The sequence below is a fragment of the Leptospiraceae bacterium genome, assembly GCA_024233835.1.
Lineage (GTDB): Bacteria > Spirochaetota > Leptospiria > Leptospirales > Leptospiraceae > JACKPC01.
In genome coordinates this window covers 340,112-358,203 of the sequence record JACKPC010000004.1, presented here as the reverse complement: position 1 = coordinate 358,203, position 18,092 = coordinate 340,112, and the positions used below count along the sequence as shown (strand labels likewise).

At 38.8% G+C, this 18,092-nt stretch carries 19 protein-coding genes; 14 read left to right on the top strand and 5 right to left on the bottom strand.

Annotated features, from left to right (window positions below):
* Positions 1–3 precede the first annotated feature (3 nt).
* From H7A25_19615 to tmk, 3 genes are read left to right on the top strand one after another with little or no spacing between them, the layout of a single operon-like run.
* A complete protein-coding gene (locus H7A25_19615) occupies positions 4–1,047 on the top strand; it encodes an AAA family ATPase (protein ID MCP5502115.1) in 1,044 nt (347 codons plus the stop codon).
* A 24-nt stretch (positions 1,048–1,071) separates the two neighbouring features.
* Positions 1,072–2,184 carry a dehypoxanthine futalosine cyclase gene (mqnC, locus tag H7A25_19610; protein ID MCP5502114.1) on the top strand — a complete coding sequence of 371 codons (1,113 nt, stop codon included), beginning with the start codon at positions 1,072–1,074 and terminating at the stop codon, positions 2,182–2,184.
* On the top strand, positions 2,181–2,771 hold the full coding sequence (gene tmk / locus H7A25_19605) for a dTMP kinase (GenBank protein MCP5502113.1): 591 nt from the start codon (positions 2,181–2,183) through the stop codon (positions 2,769–2,771). The genes mqnC and tmk overlap by 4 nt, the downstream gene beginning before the upstream one ends.
* A 45-nt stretch (positions 2,772–2,816) precedes the next feature.
* Here the strand turns inward: tmk and H7A25_19600 are convergent, their stop codons facing one another.
* Entirely contained in the window at positions 2,817–3,980 is a 1,164-nt protein-coding gene (locus H7A25_19600) for a FecR domain-containing protein (GenBank protein MCP5502112.1), read from the bottom strand.
* Between the two features lie 175 nt (positions 3,981–4,155).
* Between H7A25_19600 and H7A25_19595 the strand changes: the two genes are divergently transcribed.
* The 3 genes from H7A25_19595 to H7A25_19585 are packed head-to-tail and all read left to right on the top strand — an operon-like array spanning position 4,156 to position 7,037.
* Positions 4,156–5,850: an ankyrin repeat domain-containing protein gene (locus H7A25_19595; GenBank protein MCP5502111.1), complete on the top strand. Its 1,695-nt coding sequence runs from the start codon at positions 4,156–4,158 to the stop codon at positions 5,848–5,850.
* Entirely contained in the window at positions 5,851–6,363 is a 513-nt protein-coding gene (locus tag H7A25_19590) for a hypothetical protein (protein ID MCP5502110.1), read from the top strand. It begins immediately after the preceding gene.
* 26 nt (positions 6,364–6,389) lie between these two features.
* On the top strand, positions 6,390–7,037 hold the full coding sequence (locus tag H7A25_19585) for an NAD(P)-binding domain-containing protein (protein MCP5502109.1): 648 nt from the start codon (positions 6,390–6,392) through the stop codon (positions 7,035–7,037).
* A 47-nt stretch (positions 7,038–7,084) separates the two neighbouring features.
* Here H7A25_19585 and H7A25_19580 read toward each other — a convergent pair whose 3' ends face one another.
* From H7A25_19580 to H7A25_19565, 4 genes are all read right to left on the bottom strand, one after another.
* Positions 7,085–8,245 carry an acyl-CoA dehydrogenase family protein gene (locus H7A25_19580; GenBank protein MCP5502108.1) on the bottom strand — a complete coding sequence of 387 codons (1,161 nt, stop codon included), beginning with the start codon at positions 8,243–8,245 and terminating at the stop codon, positions 7,085–7,087.
* Between the two features lie 198 nt (positions 8,246–8,443).
* Complete coding sequence (locus H7A25_19575; GenBank protein ID MCP5502107.1) at positions 8,444–8,839, bottom strand: PilZ domain-containing protein; 396 nt, start codon at positions 8,837–8,839, stop codon at positions 8,444–8,446.
* 444 nt (positions 8,840–9,283) lie between these two features.
* Positions 9,284–9,580, bottom strand: a complete 297-nt coding sequence (locus H7A25_19570; protein MCP5502106.1) for a hypothetical protein — start codon at positions 9,578–9,580, stop codon at positions 9,284–9,286.
* A gap of 49 nt (positions 9,581–9,629) precedes the next feature.
* Positions 9,630–10,028 carry an Rpn family recombination-promoting nuclease/putative transposase gene (locus H7A25_19565; protein MCP5502105.1) on the bottom strand — a complete coding sequence of 133 codons (399 nt, stop codon included), beginning with the start codon at positions 10,026–10,028 and terminating at the stop codon, positions 9,630–9,632.
* A 208-nt stretch (positions 10,029–10,236) separates the two neighbouring features.
* Here H7A25_19565 and H7A25_19560 point away from each other — a divergent pair, with 208 nt between their 5' ends.
* From H7A25_19560 to H7A25_19525, 8 genes are all read left to right on the top strand, one after another.
* A complete protein-coding gene (locus tag H7A25_19560; protein ID MCP5502104.1) occupies positions 10,237–10,836 on the top strand; it encodes a TetR/AcrR family transcriptional regulator in 600 nt (199 codons plus the stop codon).
* A gap of 194 nt (positions 10,837–11,030) precedes the next feature.
* Entirely contained in the window at positions 11,031–11,396 is a 366-nt protein-coding gene (locus H7A25_19555) for a hypothetical protein (protein ID MCP5502103.1), read from the top strand.
* Positions 11,393–11,674, top strand: coding sequence for a hypothetical protein (locus H7A25_19550; protein ID MCP5502102.1), 282 nt, complete (start codon positions 11,393–11,395; stop codon positions 11,672–11,674). Before H7A25_19555 ends, H7A25_19550 begins: the two co-directional genes overlap by 4 nt.
* 1,078 nt (positions 11,675–12,752) lie before the next feature.
* Complete coding sequence (locus H7A25_19545) at positions 12,753–14,249, top strand: hypothetical protein (GenBank protein MCP5502101.1); 1,497 nt, start codon at positions 12,753–12,755, stop codon at positions 14,247–14,249.
* 92 nt (positions 14,250–14,341) lie between these two features.
* Positions 14,342–15,784: a hypothetical protein gene (locus H7A25_19540; GenBank protein MCP5502100.1), complete on the top strand. Its 1,443-nt coding sequence runs from the start codon at positions 14,342–14,344 to the stop codon at positions 15,782–15,784.
* Between the two features lie 153 nt (positions 15,785–15,937).
* Complete coding sequence (locus H7A25_19535; GenBank protein ID MCP5502099.1) at positions 15,938–16,348, top strand: hypothetical protein; 411 nt, start codon at positions 15,938–15,940, stop codon at positions 16,346–16,348.
* A 13-nt stretch (positions 16,349–16,361) separates the two neighbouring features.
* A complete protein-coding gene (locus H7A25_19530; protein ID MCP5502098.1) occupies positions 16,362–16,949 on the top strand; it encodes a YceI family protein in 588 nt (195 codons plus the stop codon).
* Positions 16,950–17,044: 95 nt separating this feature from the next.
* Positions 17,045–18,025, top strand: coding sequence for a hypothetical protein (locus tag H7A25_19525; GenBank protein MCP5502097.1), 981 nt, complete (start codon positions 17,045–17,047; stop codon positions 18,023–18,025).
* Positions 18,026–18,092 lie beyond the last annotated feature (67 nt).

Here is an 18,092-nt window from a genome sequence, read left to right as displayed (position 1 = left end):
CTTATGCACAAAGAAAATTATTTAGATTATACATACTCACAGGATGTGGGTATGTATTTATTTCTCGAACTCTCGAAAACCATCCCCAATAGTATAGAACTTATTGTGGAGAAAAAGAATTTTCGAAAATTGGTTAAGCTTCTAAAGAGTAATGGCTTTGAAGCTAAGAAAAAGCGGGTGGAAATCGATTCGGCGAATAATAAGTCAATCTTAAAAATTCATTTTGTAGTTTTTCAAAACTTAAAAACTCGTTCTGTTATTTGTATTGAACTTACAAATAAAGAACTGTTTATTACTGTCTTATACGATTCTTTTGAGTCCGTTTTTAAAACGTTCCGACAGTTGAAGAAGTTTCAGAAGAAAGTATTAGAAAATAGGATTTCCATTATATTAGAAAATGAGAATGGTCGTCTGTATTTAAAAAAACAGGATATTAATCCTATAAAAGATATAGATTTATCCCTGAACTACGGTGAAGATTTTGTTGCGAAAGATAAACTTATTCGGGAAGAAATAGCAAAAGACAATACCAATAGCTTAATTCTTCTGCATGGAAAACCGGGAACCGGAAAAACGACTTACATCCGTAACCTGATTTCTCGTTTCAATAATAAAGAATTTATTTTAGCACCTGTGAATATAATGGAAAATATAGATAATCCAAGGTTCTTGACTTTCATGTTAAACTATCAGAATTCCATTTTAATTTTGGAAGATGCCGAAAAACTAATTCGTAAACGGGATGAGAGCGATAATAATCTCATCGGCTTACTGAATACTTCCGATGGAATTTTGGGAGACATTCTGAAATTGAAAATTATCTTAACCTTTAATACGGAAAAAGAAAATATAGACCCGGCCCTCCTACGAAAAGGCAGACTAAAAGTAGAACACCATTTCGATGCACTTTCAGTAGAAAACTCAAACCGACTTTTTGATAAATTAGGAAAGAAAATCCATGTGGATAGACCTTACCTGCTCACAGAAGTTTATAATACCGAAAGCGAGTCGATAGAAATCGAAACAACGAGAAGGATAGGTTTTTAAGTGAAACTCTACAGTGTATCTAAAATCGAAACAAAGACAGATATAATCCTACAAAAGGCTTTAGACGGGGAACGAATCAGCAAAGAGGAAGCTCTTGAACTTTACAAAACAGGCGATTTTCTCAAGATACAGATGGTAGCCAGGGAACTTCGGGAACGGAAAATTTCTCATGAATTTGCCAGTTATACTATGTTTCGGGTGGTGAATTATACCAACTATTGCAATGTAGAATGTTCTTTCTGTTCCTTTATGGATGAAATCGGAAAAGGCAAAGGCTATATATTAAGTGCGGAAGAAATCCTGAGTAAAATGGATTATGCAGTGGAAATGGGGGCAGACCAGATGTTCTTACAGGGTGGAGTTTATCCGGAGATTAAATTTGATTATTACCCCGATGTCATTTCTCGTGTAAAATCCAAATATCCGGATATGCACATCCGTGCGTTTTCTCCGGTAGAGCTTTTAAACATGGAAAAACTTACCGGGCTGAGTTTACCTTCCGTGCTCGAAGAACTGAAATCCGCCGGGCTGAATTCAGTTCCGGGAGCCGGTGCAGAAATACTAACCGAGAGAATGCGGCATATCATTTCTCCTAAAAAAGCTTCAGTAAAAGAATGGTCAAGGGCCATGCAAACCTGTCACGAAAACGGTCTTCCGGGAAGCGCAAACGTGGTATTTGGTTCGGAAGAAACTCAGGAAGAAGTCGTAGAGCATTTAGAAGTCATTCGAAATATACAGGATAAAACGGCTGGTTTTTTAGCCTTTATTCCCTGGACTTTCCAGCCCCAGACAAAGAAATTCAAAATAAGAACTGTTCCCACTCATGAGTATCTCAAGGTTTTAGGTATATGCCGAATTTTCTTAGATAACATTACTCATATTGAAACCTCAGTAATGGTTTTAGGAAAGGGAGTCGGACAACTGGCTCTTTTAAGCGGAGCGGATGATGTGTCTTCCGTTGTAATTGAAGAAAATGTACTTCGCTCCTTTGGTTTAAAAACAGAAGAAGAAGCCATTAAGTTTTTACAGTCTGCCGGTTTTACTCCAAGACGAAGAGATCTTTTGTATAATCACGAACGCTATGGTACCGGAAAATTTTCTACGACAGGACGGGACTACATAAATTTAAGTATATGAAAAATCTAACAAACAAGTTTATCCTGATTGAAGGAATCGATGGAAGCGGTAAGTCTACCTTTGCGGAACTTCTTTTTAACTTTCTAAAAGACAAACAGGTTCCGGCCCGGAAATTCAATGAGCCCAGTTCCTACGAAACCGGCCTTTACATACGTCGCTTTTTAAAAGGAGAAATAAAACTTGAAAGAGAAGAACAGTTAGAAGCCTTTATAAAGGACAGAGAAGAATCTGTTGAAAAAAATATTCTCCCTTCTTTAAAAAGAGGGGAAACGGTAGTACTGGATAGATACTATTATTCTACTGCGGCTTACCAGGGAAAAGATATAGAAGATGCAAAAAGAATCCTTAAAAAAAATCAGAAACTCTTTCCGGCTCCCGACTACATCCTCTTTCTCTCTATTTCTCCGAAAAAAGCCTTGCAAAGAATAACCGAGCGAAACCCGGAAAAGGAAATATTTGAGTCTTTACCCAAGTTACAACTCATAGATTCTATCTTTAGAAAAACTCTTCCCGAATCCAGCATCTATTTGGATTCGGAAAACTTATTGTCGGAGGCTTTATTGAAAGAGTTTATAGCTCGTATGTAAGCTCAATTTTCTTAGGGAGACAGCGAGCCAGCAAGGCTCGCCTACCTAGCGTGTCCCTTTGGTAATCTCTTTTAAAGATTCTTCGATTTCTTTCAGAGATTTTAGATGTTCTAATATTTCTTTTTGAATTTGTTTGTCATTCTCAGAAAAGGTTTTGGATTCCTGAACCTGTTTTTGTAGGGCATTGATAGTGGTATCGAGTTTTTGAATATTCGTAGTATGTTCTTTTCTTTCTTTCACAATGGAAGTATCCATGTGATTTAATTTTTCTTCATAATAAGCGTTTAACTTTTTTGCTTCCCGCAGGTCTCTGCGAAGCTGGTTAATGAGAAGCATAAAGCTACGGGAACTATTTCTGTCATCCAGAACTTTAGTGAATTTTTTGTCATCCTCAAGATGCTGTAAATCTACCGGTATAAGCTCTTCGAAAACCTCCAGATGTTTTTCTGTAGCCTCTTTATCTACCGATTGCAAACTGGTCTCAATTCCCTTCGCACCAAATTTTGCTATCCTCTCCTGAAATTCTTTTTTGGAAAGCGCTGCTTTTTTGTCGTCTGTCAGGGCTTCCGAGATTCCGGTTTTATCCAACAGTTCACGATTTGCTACAGCAGACATGTCTACATAGGAACCCTGTTTCACCGGGTATTGTCTTTTCTCCAGGGTTTTTACAAGATTATCAAGGGCTTTATTCTGTTTCAATACATCGTTTTCCAGGCTTTCTAACTCGGCAACTCTCGCTCTTGTATTTACCTCTCCTTCAAAAGTTGCGGTTCTATCCAGTCCAACCCCGATGGCATCTACCATAAACTTGGTGCCTCTTACTCCCGCAACACTGGTAGGAGAAACAATTTTTAAGTTATTCCCTCCTTTTCCTACGTTAAAAAGAGCCTTTCCGGATTTCAGATAGCCGGTTATCTGTTTATTCTTTCCACCCGAAGCACTATTGAGAGAAAATTCAGCATTATCTTTCAAGCGAATTACAACCGGGGAATTATCCTGAATAATCTGTATTTCGCAGGAGGATTTCGCACCGGTACTTATCGTGTCTGTTTCTGAAATTCGGTCTCCTACCCGAAGTGTTTTAGTTTTATTGGCAAATACTTTACCCTTGGTAAACAGAACTACCGCTATTTGATTCGATGCAAATAGGTCGGAACAAAATAGGAATAGACTGAGACTGATGAAACTAAATTTTAGAAATGCTAGCACTTTTACTTCTCCCCGCTTTTTCTTATAGACATAAAGTTCTATAGAATTGTAAGCTTACCAGTATATTAACAGGTAAGCCTGTTTTGATTTTCAAAAATAAACTAATTTCAATGGTAAAGGATTAGCCGGGAATGTCCAATATTTCTGTAAAATCGCCTGAGAAAAAGGGGAGAAAATGAGTCTAAAAAACCTTTTACTTTTATTATTCTGTATTTCTATTAGCCTGCCCGGTTTGGCCCAGGGAAAGAAAAATGAAGAAGTCCTAAAAAAAGCCAGATTGGAACTTATTGAAGGAGTGAAGAAAGGAGATCTGAAACAAATAGAAAACAGTTTAAAAAATGGAGCTGAAACCGGTATCAAGGACAAGGACGGCACTCCATTATTATTCCTTAGCTCAAGTTTACAGTCACCTCTCAGAGAAAAAGTAATCGATTTACTCTTAGACAATAAAATGAATCTGAATGAAACCAACCAGGATAGAAACTCCTTACTTCATCTGGCTGTCCTGAACCGGGATTCAAAATTTATCAAGTATCTTCTTACAAAAAATATAGAAACAAACTTGAAAGACAGGAAAGGTCTTTCTCCTTTACTTTTATCCATCACCCTGAGAGAAAAAGAAAAGATTCCGGAAATAACGAAAATCCTGGTGGAAGCCGGGGTGAATCTAAATCTGGGAGATCTGGATTCGCGGACAGCCCTGCACTATGCAGCTAAAGATGGAAATGAAGAACTGGTGCGTTATCTTTTAAATAGTAAGGCAGAGCCGGACTCCAAAGATGTATACGACAGGACTCCCCTGCACGAAGCTTCCTATACAGGTTTTCTGGGAATTGTTCAAAGTTTAGTAGAGAAAAAGGCCAGTATAAATGCAAAAGATATAAATGAGAAAAGTCCCCTGATTCTCGCCGCGGAATATGCACCTGAAGAAGATGGCCTTCAAGTAATGAACTACCTCATCAATAAAGGAGCTGAAATAAACGCAGCTGATCGAAACGGGAGAACAGCCATGCATGCTCTTTCTTTACGAACTCATTTAAAGGGGATGGATCTTTTGATTAAACGAAAATCCGGTGTAAACCAGCAGGATAAGCAGAAGAGGAGCCCGCTTTTTCTTGTAACCGAAAACCTATCGGAAGGGGCAGCTGTTCAAACAGCTACCCTGTTACTTCAATCCGGAGCTAAGCCTGACCTATCTAATACAGAAAAAAATACAGCTCTTCAGGTTGCTGTACTGCGTGATTTTCACCAACTGGTTACTCTTCTTTTAAATAGCGGGGCCAATCCGAACGCCCTGGATCTCAACCTGTCTTCGGCTCTGCACCTTAGTAGGAGTCACGAAGTTACAAAATTACTTTTAGATAAAGGTGCAAAAGCCGATGCCAGAGATAAAGATGGTATAACTCCTCTGCATTACGCGGTGAATAAACAGGCAGGAGAAATGTTACTGGCCAGAGGAGCTAAAGTGGATGCAAAAGATAGCTCCGATCTTTACCCCCATCATTTTGCTGCCCTGCACGGTAAGGCCGATTTACTTGAGCTACTCCTGCAAAAGGGGGCTAATAAGCTAATCGATAGCAAAGATGCAGATGGAAGAACAGCCCTTATGGATGCCAGCAAAAATGGCCACACAGAAGCGGTGAAAATTCTACTCAAGTATAAAGCCAATGTAAATCTTTTTGATCTCGAAAGCCGCAGTGCTCTTCATGAAGCCGTTACTTTTAACCAGACAGAAATTGTAGAACTTCTTCTTTCTGCAAAAAGCCGACTCGATATGAAAGATGACTATGGGAAAACTCCGATTCAAATAGCCAGGGCTTTACGCTATAGTAAAATTGAAGAGCTATTGAAAAAATTTGGAGCAAAGTAGATGAGATTGACCCTGCGATTAATCCTTACTTTTTTAATTTTAAATTTTCCTCTTATTGCAAAAGAAGAAAGCGATGTTTATCAACTATTTTCTATCCAGACCGGGAGGGATTTTAACTATAAATTGATCGAGGAAATTGACTCCCTTCCCCCGCCTTATCCCCAGCAGAGTTCCTTTCAAATAGGAAGTCTACCGGTAAAAAAAGGAGAATATTTTTTATTCCATTTTCTACGAACTCATTATGGTCCGGTTTCTTATTCTAAAACACCGGTTTTAATCCATGAGCTCTTAGTTCTAAAAACAAATAAAAAAAAGGAAATTCTGGATGCCTTTCATTATACTCTCGATTGGCAGGATAGTCCCTCGATACGACTCTACCGGATGACTATCAAAGGCAAAAAAATTAAAGCGGGCTTACATTTGAAAGAACTTAAAATGAAAAATTCAAAAAAGCAGGTATTGGATGTAAATGCAGTTATTGATAATGTTTTAAAGCACAAGAAAAGATTTTGAGTTTCAAAAGAGGAGACTAAAAATACATGAAAATAGGAATTTTGGGTTCGGGAATCGTAGGACAGACTCTGGCAAAAGGATTTCTTAAATATGACTATCCGGTTATGGTAGGAAGTCGGGATACTTCCAAGCTAAAAGAATGGCAGGAAACAGAAGCTCCTAAAGCTCAATTGGGTTCTTTTGCTGAAACAGCGAGGTTTGGAGATATGATTGTTCTGGCGGTAAAAGGAACGATAGCACACCTGGCTTTAGAGCAGGCCGGAAAAACCAATATAGCCAGAAAAATCATCATTGATGCAACGAACCCCATTGCAGAGGAAGAACCGGAAAACGGAGTTTTGAAATTTTTCACTAACTCTAATTCCTCCCTGATGGAAAAGTTACAGGAGGATTTTTCTGTTTCTCGGTTTGTGAAAGCCTTCAGTTGTGTAGGAAGTGGATTTATGGTGAATCCTGATTTTGGAGGACTGAGACCTACTATGTTCTACTGTGGAAACGATGAATCTGCTAAAAAAGAAGTAAAAACTATATTGGAAAAATTTGGCTGGGAACCGAAAGATATGGGACTTGCTACTTCAGCAAGGGCTATTGAACCCCTTTGCATTCTCTGGTGTCTCCCGGGTTTTCGTGAGAATAAATGGTCCCACGCTTTTAAATTATTACAGAAAATTTAAATCAGAAGAGAAGGCGAGCCATTGGTGGCTCGCCTGCCAGAATAGAATTATTTTAAAGTAGCTGCTTCTTTTACAACGTAAGCAGCGATTTCATTTTTCTGAATCTGGGTAGTTCCTTCGAAAATACAAAGGATTTTTGCATCTCTTAAAAGTTTTTCTACCGGATATTCTTTGGTGTAACCGTAACCACCATGGATCTGAATTGCATCCAGAGCACATTGAACTGCCATTTCTGAAGTATAGGCTTTCGCGATAGCTGCATATTTCGGAAGTCTTGGGTCTCCGGCATCGGACATCCTGGCGGAACGATAAGTGATTTCGCGAGAAGTTTCTACTTTGATAGAAATATCAGCCAACATGTGAGCTACCGCCTGGAAGTTGGAGATTTTCTTTCCGAATTGCTCGCGCTCGCGGGCATATTTAGAAGCATAGTCGAGGGCTGCCTGAGATACACCCACGCCCATAGAAGCGACGTAAGGACGGGAAGCATTCAGAGTATGAAGAGCATACACAAAGCCCATGTTTTCTTTACCGATAAGGTATTCTGCCGGAACTTCACAATCTTCAAAAATAATCTGTCTTGTGTCACTCGCACGAATACCTAATTTATCTTCTTTCTTACCTACAGTCAGACCCGGGGTATTTCTCGGAACATAAAAACAACTTACACCGCGTGTTCCCCTATTTCCATCGGTCACAGCAAAAACGGTATAAGCATCTGCACTACCTCCTCCGGTAATCCACTGCTTGGTTCCGTTAATTATATACTTGTCTCCTTTCTTTTCAGCCTTGGTAGACATTCCCGGTACGTCGGAACCCGCACCCGGCTCAGAAAGACAGAAAGAAATTCCGGTTTCTCCGGCTACAATCGGAGGAAGCCATTTTTTCTTTTGTGCATCGGTTGCTCCTTTCAGAATTGGAAGCATTCCAAGACCGGTATAACCAAAACAAAGGGCAATACCCAGACAACCGCGACTCATTTCTTCAGTAATAATACACTGTTCTACGGAACCCAGGCCCATTCCACCATATTCTTCCGGGATAGTAAGGCCATTGATACCAAGCTCTGATCTCATCCTATTAATTAATTCAGTAGGATGTTCGTTCTTCTCGTCCCAATGGTGTGCTACGGGAGTAATTTCATTCGCAGTGAAATCCCTGATGAGTTCTCTTAATTCCTCTTGTTCTTCAGTAAAAGCCTGATACATACTTGATTCCTTGTCTTATAATTTGATTTATGTGCTATAGCACTTATTTAAATGAAATTTACCTTACTTATTCTTTGGACTGCTTTGGAGAGTCCAAAAAAGCGAGGATCTTAAACACGAAATTATCTAAAGGAAATAAAATCAAACAGATTAATTCAGGAAATTCCTTAAATAAATCATAAGATTTTTATTTAGAAGCTACAGATTACCGAGTGCTCCACTACGGTTAAAAAACTCAAAAATCCTTCTTTCAATTTCTTCTTTTATTTCGATAGGAGTATCATCAGTTTTTATGGCGACATACTTCCCGGAAACACGAATCACAAGTCCGCGAATTTCAAAATGCCTGTCTCCCCAGAAAAAACTGACATTTATTTCGTCTCCTTCATAAAAGGGTGAGCCGGTTTCAAAACGAATCCCTCCGGCACCGATATCTACCATGGTTCCGAAAGTGGGTTTGGAGGAGCGCTGGGTATAAATTTCACAATCTACTTCGAGGCGGATGCGAGAATACTTTCGTCTTTGCTTTCCTTTTTCAAAAACAACATATCTACCGCTGAACCTGTTTTTATCTTTATTGGAATGATCTTTCATAGTATTCTCCTAAAAAATATGACGTTAAGAAAAGGCTGCAAAGACAAGAAAAAATTTTTTTCCAAAAGCTTTAGAAAGAAATTTCTACTCGAAGCCTTTCTCTTTATGCTCGACAGAATACCCATTAATGTCTATTCTGTAAGTTATAGCGAACAAATTTTATTATTTCCTATACCGACAAAGCCCTGATAAAAGTTATTACAGGTATGAGAAGAAGCGGGAAAAACACTATTTTGCGACTTTTAATCGAAACCTTATAGGAGAAGGGAATTTCGAAAAAGCAAATTTTATAATATCTGCTATTCAAAAGAGTTTCCAATTCATGACGTCGTTTCTGGTTTAAGGCACCTTTTCAGATAAGGTTCCAATACTTCTCTGCTGGTCCGTCATTTCATCGAGGATACTATCTTCTATTTCCATTTTCTTACGGACTTCAGGTTTTTTTTAGATACCTATTTTTCTAAACAGCTTTTCCAAGTATTCCTGTTGAATTTCCGAAATGTCCGCAATCAGTAACAAATCAAGGCCCTTCTTACGCATAGAAACAGCGGTTTTTAGCCTGGCTTTATGCGTAGCTCTTTGTTTCTCGGCTTCAGCTCTTTGTTTCTCGGCTTCGGCTCTTTGTTTTTCGGCTTCAGCTCTTTGTTTCTCGGCTTCAGCTCTTTCTTCAGCCCGTTTGACGAGTTCTAAAGCTCTATTGTAGCCTTTTTGCTCCAGCCTTTCTGCTAATGATGTTATCATCTCTTTTACTCTCCCGCTTTTCTCAGTTTCGAGCATTTTTTCAATTTTGTCAAGTTCGATTTCCTTTACTCCTGAGAGCAAATAAAGTAAAACCGTTTCTATATACTCCAGCCCTGTATGCTTTTCCATTAATTCTGCTAAGAGGTAGTATAATCGGTAATGTATCGGCTTCGCCTTTTTCTAACTGGTTCAGATGCAGAGTCCATATTCCAACAATATATTTCAGAAGCTGGAAGGCTGTCATTCTATCAGGATAGCTCTTGTGCTCAAGTAGCAAATAGATATAACTCTCTTTTCCGGCTATAGAAACTTTAAATAGCATATCTGATTGTATATCTTGATAATTCGGATCGATAAAACTATCTTTAGCAATTTCTAAAGTATCCAGCGATATGTCTGATGCAAGGGTGCAGTCGCGACCGCACCTTACAAAAAAAAGAATTATGATTCATTCGTAATCTCTAAACTGTTGAGAAGTTGCATAATAGTCAATAATACCACTTCAAAGAGAAAAGAAAAGTAGAAAACCTCCTATAGGAAATCTGGAAGTTTTCCATGAAATCTCTAAATTGAATTTTAGATATCAGACCTCCCTGATTTTTTGAGAGGATACGAAAAAACTTGACTTTTATACCAGAACGTTCTGTCTTATTTATATGAAGGAATTCAAAAACCTGTCTGTACGTGAGCGTATCCTGAAAACAACCAAGGAACAATTTTACCTGAAAGGTTATGACAGTACTTCTATTTCTGATATTATCGAATCTGCATCCGTATCCAGGGCCGGTTTTTACGGCAATTTTCAGTCTAAAGAAGAGCTGGGTAAAGAATATCTTGATTTGTGGAAACTGGAAATAAATCAGCGGTTCAGCAGGCTTACTGATTCCTGTAGCAGTCCTCTTCAATTTACAAAACTCTGGTATAGATTCCTAATATTGGGAATCAGAAAAGGAGAGTCTAATGGTTGTCCGCTAAGCAACTTTGCTGCTTCTCGGAACATTCAACAGAATAGCTGGTTAAAATATCAGCAGGATGCCCTGAATGATTGGTTAGACGTCATGGTTCGACTCATAAAGCGTTCTGAAATCGAAGGAACGTTTTGTAGCGAGGAGAAGCCGGAAAGCATAGCCCGAAATTTTTTCTTAATTTATCAGGGAGCTCTCGCTATGTGGAAAATTGATGGGGAAATAGCGCATCTTAAAGAAGGTCGGCAATTAACAGAGTATTATTTAAAAAATATTAGTATTTGTAGATAAATAAGATTATATTCCAACAAAATTTCTCTTAATTTATTTCTTAAAGCAGAAGAAATTTCCAAGTATCAGCAATTCCCGCTTTGCTTGTAACAGGCAGATAAGGCTAAGATTTTTGGGTTTACAGGGAAAGCTTTCGTAAACTTTTTCATCAAAAATCGCTTGTACCTGTGCAGGGATATAGTCTTTTTGACTATATGCCAGCCAAAAACGAGTTACACGCACGGGTAGATTTATCAGCAGATGGACTTTATCAAACAATTCGGGAAGAATTTTCTAAAATCCCGGACCACAGAGTCAATCCTTCGATTTCCCTAACAGATGCTTTGATGTCAGCCTTTGCTATCTTTTCTCAAAAGAACGCATCGCTTCTTGAGTTTGAAAGAGAAAAAGTGAAGAATAAAAATCTTCAAAGTATATACAAGATTCAAGAGATACCCTCTGACACTCAAATGAGAGAAATTGTTGATGAAGTTTCAACAGGAGCTTTCAGGAAAATATATAAAATATTTTTTTCAAAACTTCCAGCGTGGCAAGGTTCTCGAATCTTATCGTGTCCTTGATGATTATTATATTCTTTTCCGGAGACGGAACTCGATCTTCTTCTCCTCAGAGAAAAATTCATTGTAAATCCTGTCTTGTAAAGAATAAGAAAAGTGGAACTCTCTACCAGCATATGATGTATGGTGCCTGTATTGTGCATCCGGATAAGAAAGAAGTTATCCCTCTTATGTTTTTGAACTGCTATTACAAACGAAGATGGGAAAAACAAAAAATGACTGTGAGTTCAACGCCTCTAAACGGTTTATTGAAGATTTTAGAAGAGAGCATCCTCATTTAAAACAATATTTGTAGAGGATTCTCTGTTTTCAAATGCTCCCCACATTGAATTACTGAAAAGAAGAATCTATCCTTTATCATAGGTGCAAAAGAAAAAATCACAAACACCTTTACAATCAACTTGATAAGCTACAGGAATTAAAAAAGACAGAGCAATTCTGTATAGAAAGATAGATTTTCTCATTACTTTTCTTTTTACAAACCAAATTTCTTTTTAAATGAGACTTCAGAACTCAAAGTCAATGTTCTTGAGTATAAGCAGGTTGATAAAAAGAGCATATGATTGCTTTAGCTCTTTCCAGATATTGAAAATTACAAAAGAAAATGCTTTTGAATTGAACAGAGAATCCTCTACAAAGCACGATGGAAGATAGAAAATGAACCTTCAATACTCTGAAAAATCAGGGTTATCACGTTTGAACACAATCATTTTTTGTTTTGGCATAAGAATTTGTCTAATAACTTTTGCAACTCTTAAGGGATACTTGCTTTTCTTGTAGATGCACAATAAGGCACCATCAATCAAGCTGTGAGATTATTTCGAAAAGCACTTGAACTTTTCATACAAAAGATTGTTCCTGGCAAAAGATAAGAAACTTGTTTGAAATATTTAATTTTCATCTATGGACACAACTATTCCAGGCTATTGCCACGCTGGAGTTTTGAAAGCAAATATTTCTATAGGAGAAAATTCATCATAGCGAGATTTTTAAAAACAGTGAAAAATTTTCTGAAGGAGCTATTCATTCATTTTTCCTTGTACTAATTTTACTATGATTTTAGCTCAATTTTTACTATACATAAGTATTTTGGGTTCTTTTCCTCGAAGGAAATCCGGAAGTTATGGATTAAAAAACAGGCTTAAAGAAGCCTTGTACTCTAAAGCGGGAATTGCTGTCCAAGTATTAAGTTTTATTATAATTTTTATTAAAAGAAAGCAGCCTATAGCTTTTTAGTAATTCACTGTTTTAGATAATTCAAAAAAGCTAACATATTTATTCTTAGGAAGGGTTTAAAAATTAATTTTAGTTGAATTTATCCTAAAACCTGCTAGGTTCACTTATAACAAGGAGATCGTAATGCTTTTTAAGAATACTTTAATTGCTTTGATACTATGTGCATTTTTCGGATACTGCAAGAACGAAGATGCTGAAGATAAAACAGCACGAACTTATGGGCTCGTAGCCATGGCACAGTCCAGTGCAGCTACAAATGCCTCTGCAACCTGTAAAAACTGCCACTCAGAAACCTCCGAACTCGGAAGAAAAATCCTCTGGGCCAAAGAAGGCTGGGACGAGTCGGTTCACAAAAACGGATACAAAGGTGCTCTCTGGACAAAAACAGGCTCTAATTGTTCGTACAATTCTACAACCAAAGCCTGGACCTGTACAGATGGAACAAAACCTACTTTTAATGACTGGTCTGTTATTGGTTATGAATGGCATGGCTCCGACGCCTTTTATTCCAATGGAGGTGGTTGTCAGCGCTGTCATACCCACGAAGGCTTCCGGGAATTTGTGGAAACCTATAATTTGAATACAACAAATTATGATGCAGCTATCGGTACAGCAGCCGTAAAATGGCCTTCTAATATTGGTTGTTTTACCTGCCACAGCCCTCATACAAACGGATCTTTTGACCTTCTGGTAAAAAATGGAACTACAGTTACAACTAACATTGGAACTACTTATAACAAAGCCAAAGGTAGTCTCTGTGCTTCCTGTCACCAGATTCGCGGTCCATCCTCCACTCAAACAGTAAACGATTACCTGATTGCTGCACTCAAAGGAAGTGGAATAAGCACCAGATCCACCGCTCACCACGGCCCTCAGGCAGACGTATTAATGGGAAAAGGGGGAGCTCAAGAACCTAGCAGTACCTACGGAGCTTATTCCAATTCAAGACATACAACTGAGACCGGTGCAGATTGTATCACCTGCCACCAGGTTTATGATAGTAACACTTCAACAGCAGAACGTTACGGTCTTTCCGCAGCTGTGGGTGGTCATGCTTTTGCGGTTACCGGAATTGTACACGGAGCAGAATCTGCAATTGCAATTGGTTGCGCTACATCAGGTTGCCATACCGTTCCTACTGGATCAACAGCAAACTCTAGTTTTGCCAAAAAAGCAACTACAGACGATGGCATGATAAGGAAAGGAGATGCTTACCTTCAAACCGGTAGTTCTGCTTACTATACACAATTGAACACCACTTTCAAGGCTTTAGCTAATCCGGATGATGTATCAGGTTCAAATACAGGTTGTACCGGCTTACTCTCTAAAGCAGCTACTGCTGCAGGGACTAAAATTACCTGGGCAACACTTGCGGACGGAGTCACCATAGATCCAAGGTGTGATCCTTCTTCTTTAACAACCCTGAAAGATAGCTCTGCAGGTAATGACTCAAATTCTACTAGATTTGCACGGGCATACTGGAACTTTATGCTTGTTAAAGAGGATAAGAGTAAGGGAGTGCACAACTATAAATATCTAAGTGAACTTCTATACGACTCCTGTGAAGATTTGAAAAAAATTCTTTCGGATACAACAACCAGTTGTGGAACAAGACCTTAATTAACATTTTGACCCGCAAATTAAAGAAAAGGCAGGAAGTATTTCCTGCCTTTTAGTATTATAGAATATTAGAATACAAAGATGAATCAACTATGAAAAAGAATGTAAAATTTTTATTTTTCCTTTCTATCTTAATTTTCTTCTCCTGTCAAAAAACCCAGAACGAAGTAAATAAAGAAAGAAATACAAATTCGGCCATAGACCTGGCATTAGCTTCCAGTGTCGTAAGTGCCGCCAATTCGCTGAATGCTCTTGAAAACTGTTCGGGATGTCACTCGGAAACCAGTAGTACTGGAAAGAAAATTCAGTGGGCACAAGAAGGCTGGGAGGAATCCGTACATAAAAACGGATATAAAGCTCCTATGTATGCTAAAACCGGTACGGCCGGTAATGCTTCCGACTGGACAGTAGTGGGTTATGAGTGGCACGGTTCGGATGCGTTTTACTCCAATGGTGGTGGTTGTCAGCGCTGCCATACTCACGAAGGCTTCCGAGAATTTGTGGGAACCTATGCTTTAAACGCAGCAAACTATGATGCAAGTATCGGCACATCAGCTGTAAAATGGCCTTCTAATATAGGTTGTTTTACCTGCCACGGCCCTCATGAAAATGGAAGCTTTAAAACAATTGTAGCCAATGGAACCAAGATTGTTACGAATATTGGCACTACCTATAGTAAGGCCAAGGGAAACCTCTGTGCTTCCTGCCACCAGGTCAGAGGACCCAGTTCCGGTCAGACCGTTGAAGCGTATATCCTGGCCAGCGTACAGGGCAGCGGAGCTGGGCTGAGGACCACCGCTCACCACGGCCCCCAGGCAGATATGCTTATGGGAAAGGGTGGAGCTGAGTATCCGGGCTATAGCTACAGCAATTCGGCTCATACCAATCAGGATAATGCTAACTGTGTTACCTGTCACCAGGTCTATGATAGTGATGCGTCTACAGCAACCAGATATGGACTTTCTGCCGGAGTTGGAGGGCATTCCTTTGCCGTTACAGGAATCGTACACGAAGTACCAACTGCTATTGAGATTGGTTGTAAAACTTCCGGCTGTCATACAAGTCCATCTGCAAAAAAAGCGACAGCAGATAATGGTTATATAAGAAAAGGAGATGCTTATATAGATCAGGATACAACTATTGTCACAGATTATTTTGCTACTTTAAATACAGCACTGGTGGCTCTTGCGAATCCGGATACTAATTGCACAGGTTTGTTATCCGAAGCCCTGGCTGTAATCGCTGCTGCAAATGGGAAAACCTACACACTTAAATGGGAGACCTTTGCGGATGGAACTACCGTAGTACCGAGGTGTTCTGTTTCTAGCTTAAGCTCTATTAGTAATCCGTCTGCAAACGCCGACTCAAACGAAATGAAGTTCGCCAGAGCCTACTGGAACTTTATGTTTGTTTTAGAGGATAAAAGCTTTGGAGTGCATAATACACGTTATGCGACACAGTTACTGGTGGATTCCTGCGCTGAGCTAAAGAAAGTAGCAACTGCAAGTGTAATCACCTGTCCGAGTAGGCCTTAAATCAAGGTATGATACATTATGAATGAAGGAAAAGAGTTTCATTAGGTATAATGTTCTATTTACTAATATACCCATTACATTATACCCTGGACTCTAAACTTTTATTCGTTAAGAAATTTTTATTTTTATCGGTCTAATGAGAAAGAGGAAAGAATGATAAACTTTTTAAGTAAAACAACAACGATAATGATATTCTCATTATTTCTCAGTTTTATTTGGAACTGTACCTATAACAAATCATCTGATGTAGAACAGGAAAAAATAACTCTGGGAATTTTAGTAGGAGCGGGGAAATCAGGCACGTCCTGTTCATCTGCCGCTACCTTTTCCAGCCTTGGTTCAGCCGGAGTAACGTCTAAGTGTTCAAGCTGCCACAGTTCTACAAACGCAACTGCGGGTGTAGACATGACAAGTTATTCTTCAGTTGCCGCCAAGGTCGTAGCCAAAAATCCAGCCGGTAGTGATTTATATAAAACTATTTCGAGTGGTTCCATGTCCAAATACGCTGACTCTTCTATAAAAGAAGCTGTATATTGCTGGATCCAGGCCGGAGCAACCCAATAAAAGGAGACCATCCATGAAAAAATTAAAAAATATTTTTATTACAACAGTATTCTTATGTTTTTCTATCAGTTCTATTTATGCTGTAGAAATCACCGAATCAAAACTTAGCGTAGATTCAGTTAATAGTAAAATGCTCTTTTCTCTAACCAAAACCATGTTAGGGCAAAAATCCAATATGAACGGTCTTGCCAGTAAATTTAGTGGCAGCGTTAATATGGATACAAAAGATGTGGATATAACTTTGTCTATGAGAGATGAAGACTTTAAACTTTCCGGAAGTTTCAAATACGCCAATACAAGAATGCATGAAACATACCTGCACTCAGGTAAGTATCCAACTGCAAGATTCGTTGGTAAAATTGCCTCCTATGATCCAGCCACAGGTAATGCAAAAGTTACAGGTGACTTAACCATTCACGGAACAACTAAACCTTATACGCTTAACGGAAAAGTAAGCAAAGAGGGTAGTGCTTATCTACTTAAATCAGCTTTTACAGTTGACCTAACAAAATTTGGTATGGAAGTCCCTGACATTAAACTGGCAACCGTTGATAAAACAGTAGAGCTAAAAGCCAAAATTTATTTAAGGAAAGCTCAATGAGATACTTAGTTGTTGTTTTATGTTTATCATTTTCTCCTTTTTTATCTCTTCTTGCTCAGGATGGAAACATTCAGAAAGCTTTTAAAGGCCCTCAAATCCTGCATCTTCCTTCTGCTACACCCATACAGAAGGATATTATGGATTTCAGGTTCAATCACCGCTTCGGAAATGCAAAATCCACAAGCTATGATTTATTAGGTCTTGATCAGGGAGCAAATATTCAATTATCTCTCGATTACGGAATTACCGACAAGCTTTCTGTTGGTTTTGCCAGAAGTTCGGCCTATAAAACCTATGAAGGAAGGAGCAAGTTTACACTATTTGAGCAGGGTTCTTTTCCTCTAACTCTGGCTATAGCCGGTTCCGTTGGTTTTGATACCCAGAAAAAAACTATAGATTACGGTCCCTACGTAATTCCCCAGGCAACCGGGGTTACCGCCCTTGATACTGTTTTGAAAAGGGATCTTAACCGCTATAAACTAAGCGTGAAAGATAGAACAGGGTATTTCGGTTCCATTTTAATGGATCGTAAATTTGGAGAAATGTTTTCCTTGCAGGTGGCTCCCCTTTTTGTTCATCGCAATTTCGTAAAACCCCATATTGCGAATGATCGCTGGGGTCTGGATCTGGCAGGAAGAATCCATATTGCCGGTGAATGGGCCATCATGTTTGAAACCATTGTAATGGATAAAAGAGATTATATAGGAGAAGATTATAATACAGTTGACTCCGAAGTTTATGGTATCGACACAACCAAGCAACTCACCGCCCAGGAAATAAATGATGGATACCATCTTTCCAAAGCCAGTGATTTGAACTATGTGTATTTTAGGAACGTATTAAGTAATAAAAAAGTTCCTCACTATTCTGTTCCTTTTAGTGTCGGACTTAGTTATGAGACAGGGGGTCACATGTACCAAGTTTTTGTAACCAACATGAGAGCTCTTGCCTATACACATTTACTTCACGGTGCTGATTACAACTACAATAACAGAGAATGGACAATTGGTTTTAATATCAATCGTTACTACTCGTTTGCAAAGGATGAAGCTAAAAAAGAATTCGAAGATTTCTAAAAAAGTATCCACTTAGTTTAGTATTTTTAATCTCAGGCGAGCCACCGATGGCTCGCTTGCTTTCGAG

Excerpts from the sequence above, each read along its gene's own strand:
- H7A25_19615 (MCP5502115.1), top strand. The coding sequence starts at position 4 with ATGCACAAAGAAAATTATTTAGATTATACATACTCACAGGATGTGGGT.
- tmk (MCP5502113.1), top strand. The coding sequence starts at position 2,181 with ATGAAAAATCTAACAAACAAGTTTATCCTGATTGAAGGAATCGATGGA.
- H7A25_19595 (MCP5502111.1), top strand. The coding sequence starts at position 4,156 with ATGAGTCTAAAAAACCTTTTACTTTTATTATTCTGTATTTCTATTAGC.
- H7A25_19590 (MCP5502110.1), top strand. The coding sequence starts at position 5,851 with ATGAGATTGACCCTGCGATTAATCCTTACTTTTTTAATTTTAAATTTT.
- H7A25_19585 (MCP5502109.1), top strand. The coding sequence starts at position 6,390 with ATGAAAATAGGAATTTTGGGTTCGGGAATCGTAGGACAGACTCTGGCA.
- H7A25_19580 (MCP5502108.1), bottom strand. The coding sequence starts at position 8,245 with ATGTATCAGGCTTTTACTGAAGAACAAGAGGAATTAAGAGAACTCATC.
- H7A25_19575 (MCP5502107.1), bottom strand. The coding sequence starts at position 8,839 with ATGAAAGATCATTCCAATAAAGATAAAAACAGGTTCAGCGGTAGATAT.
- H7A25_19570 (MCP5502106.1), bottom strand. The coding sequence starts at position 9,580 with ATGATAACATCATTAGCAGAAAGGCTGGAGCAAAAAGGCTACAATAGA.
- H7A25_19560 (MCP5502104.1), top strand. The coding sequence starts at position 10,237 with ATGAAGGAATTCAAAAACCTGTCTGTACGTGAGCGTATCCTGAAAACA.
- H7A25_19555 (MCP5502103.1), top strand. The coding sequence starts at position 11,031 with ATGCCAGCCAAAAACGAGTTACACGCACGGGTAGATTTATCAGCAGAT.
- H7A25_19545 (MCP5502101.1), top strand. The coding sequence starts at position 12,753 with ATGCTTTTTAAGAATACTTTAATTGCTTTGATACTATGTGCATTTTTC.
- H7A25_19540 (MCP5502100.1), top strand. The coding sequence starts at position 14,342 with ATGAAAAAGAATGTAAAATTTTTATTTTTCCTTTCTATCTTAATTTTC.
- H7A25_19535 (MCP5502099.1), top strand. The coding sequence starts at position 15,938 with ATGATAAACTTTTTAAGTAAAACAACAACGATAATGATATTCTCATTA.
- H7A25_19530 (MCP5502098.1), top strand. The coding sequence starts at position 16,362 with ATGAAAAAATTAAAAAATATTTTTATTACAACAGTATTCTTATGTTTT.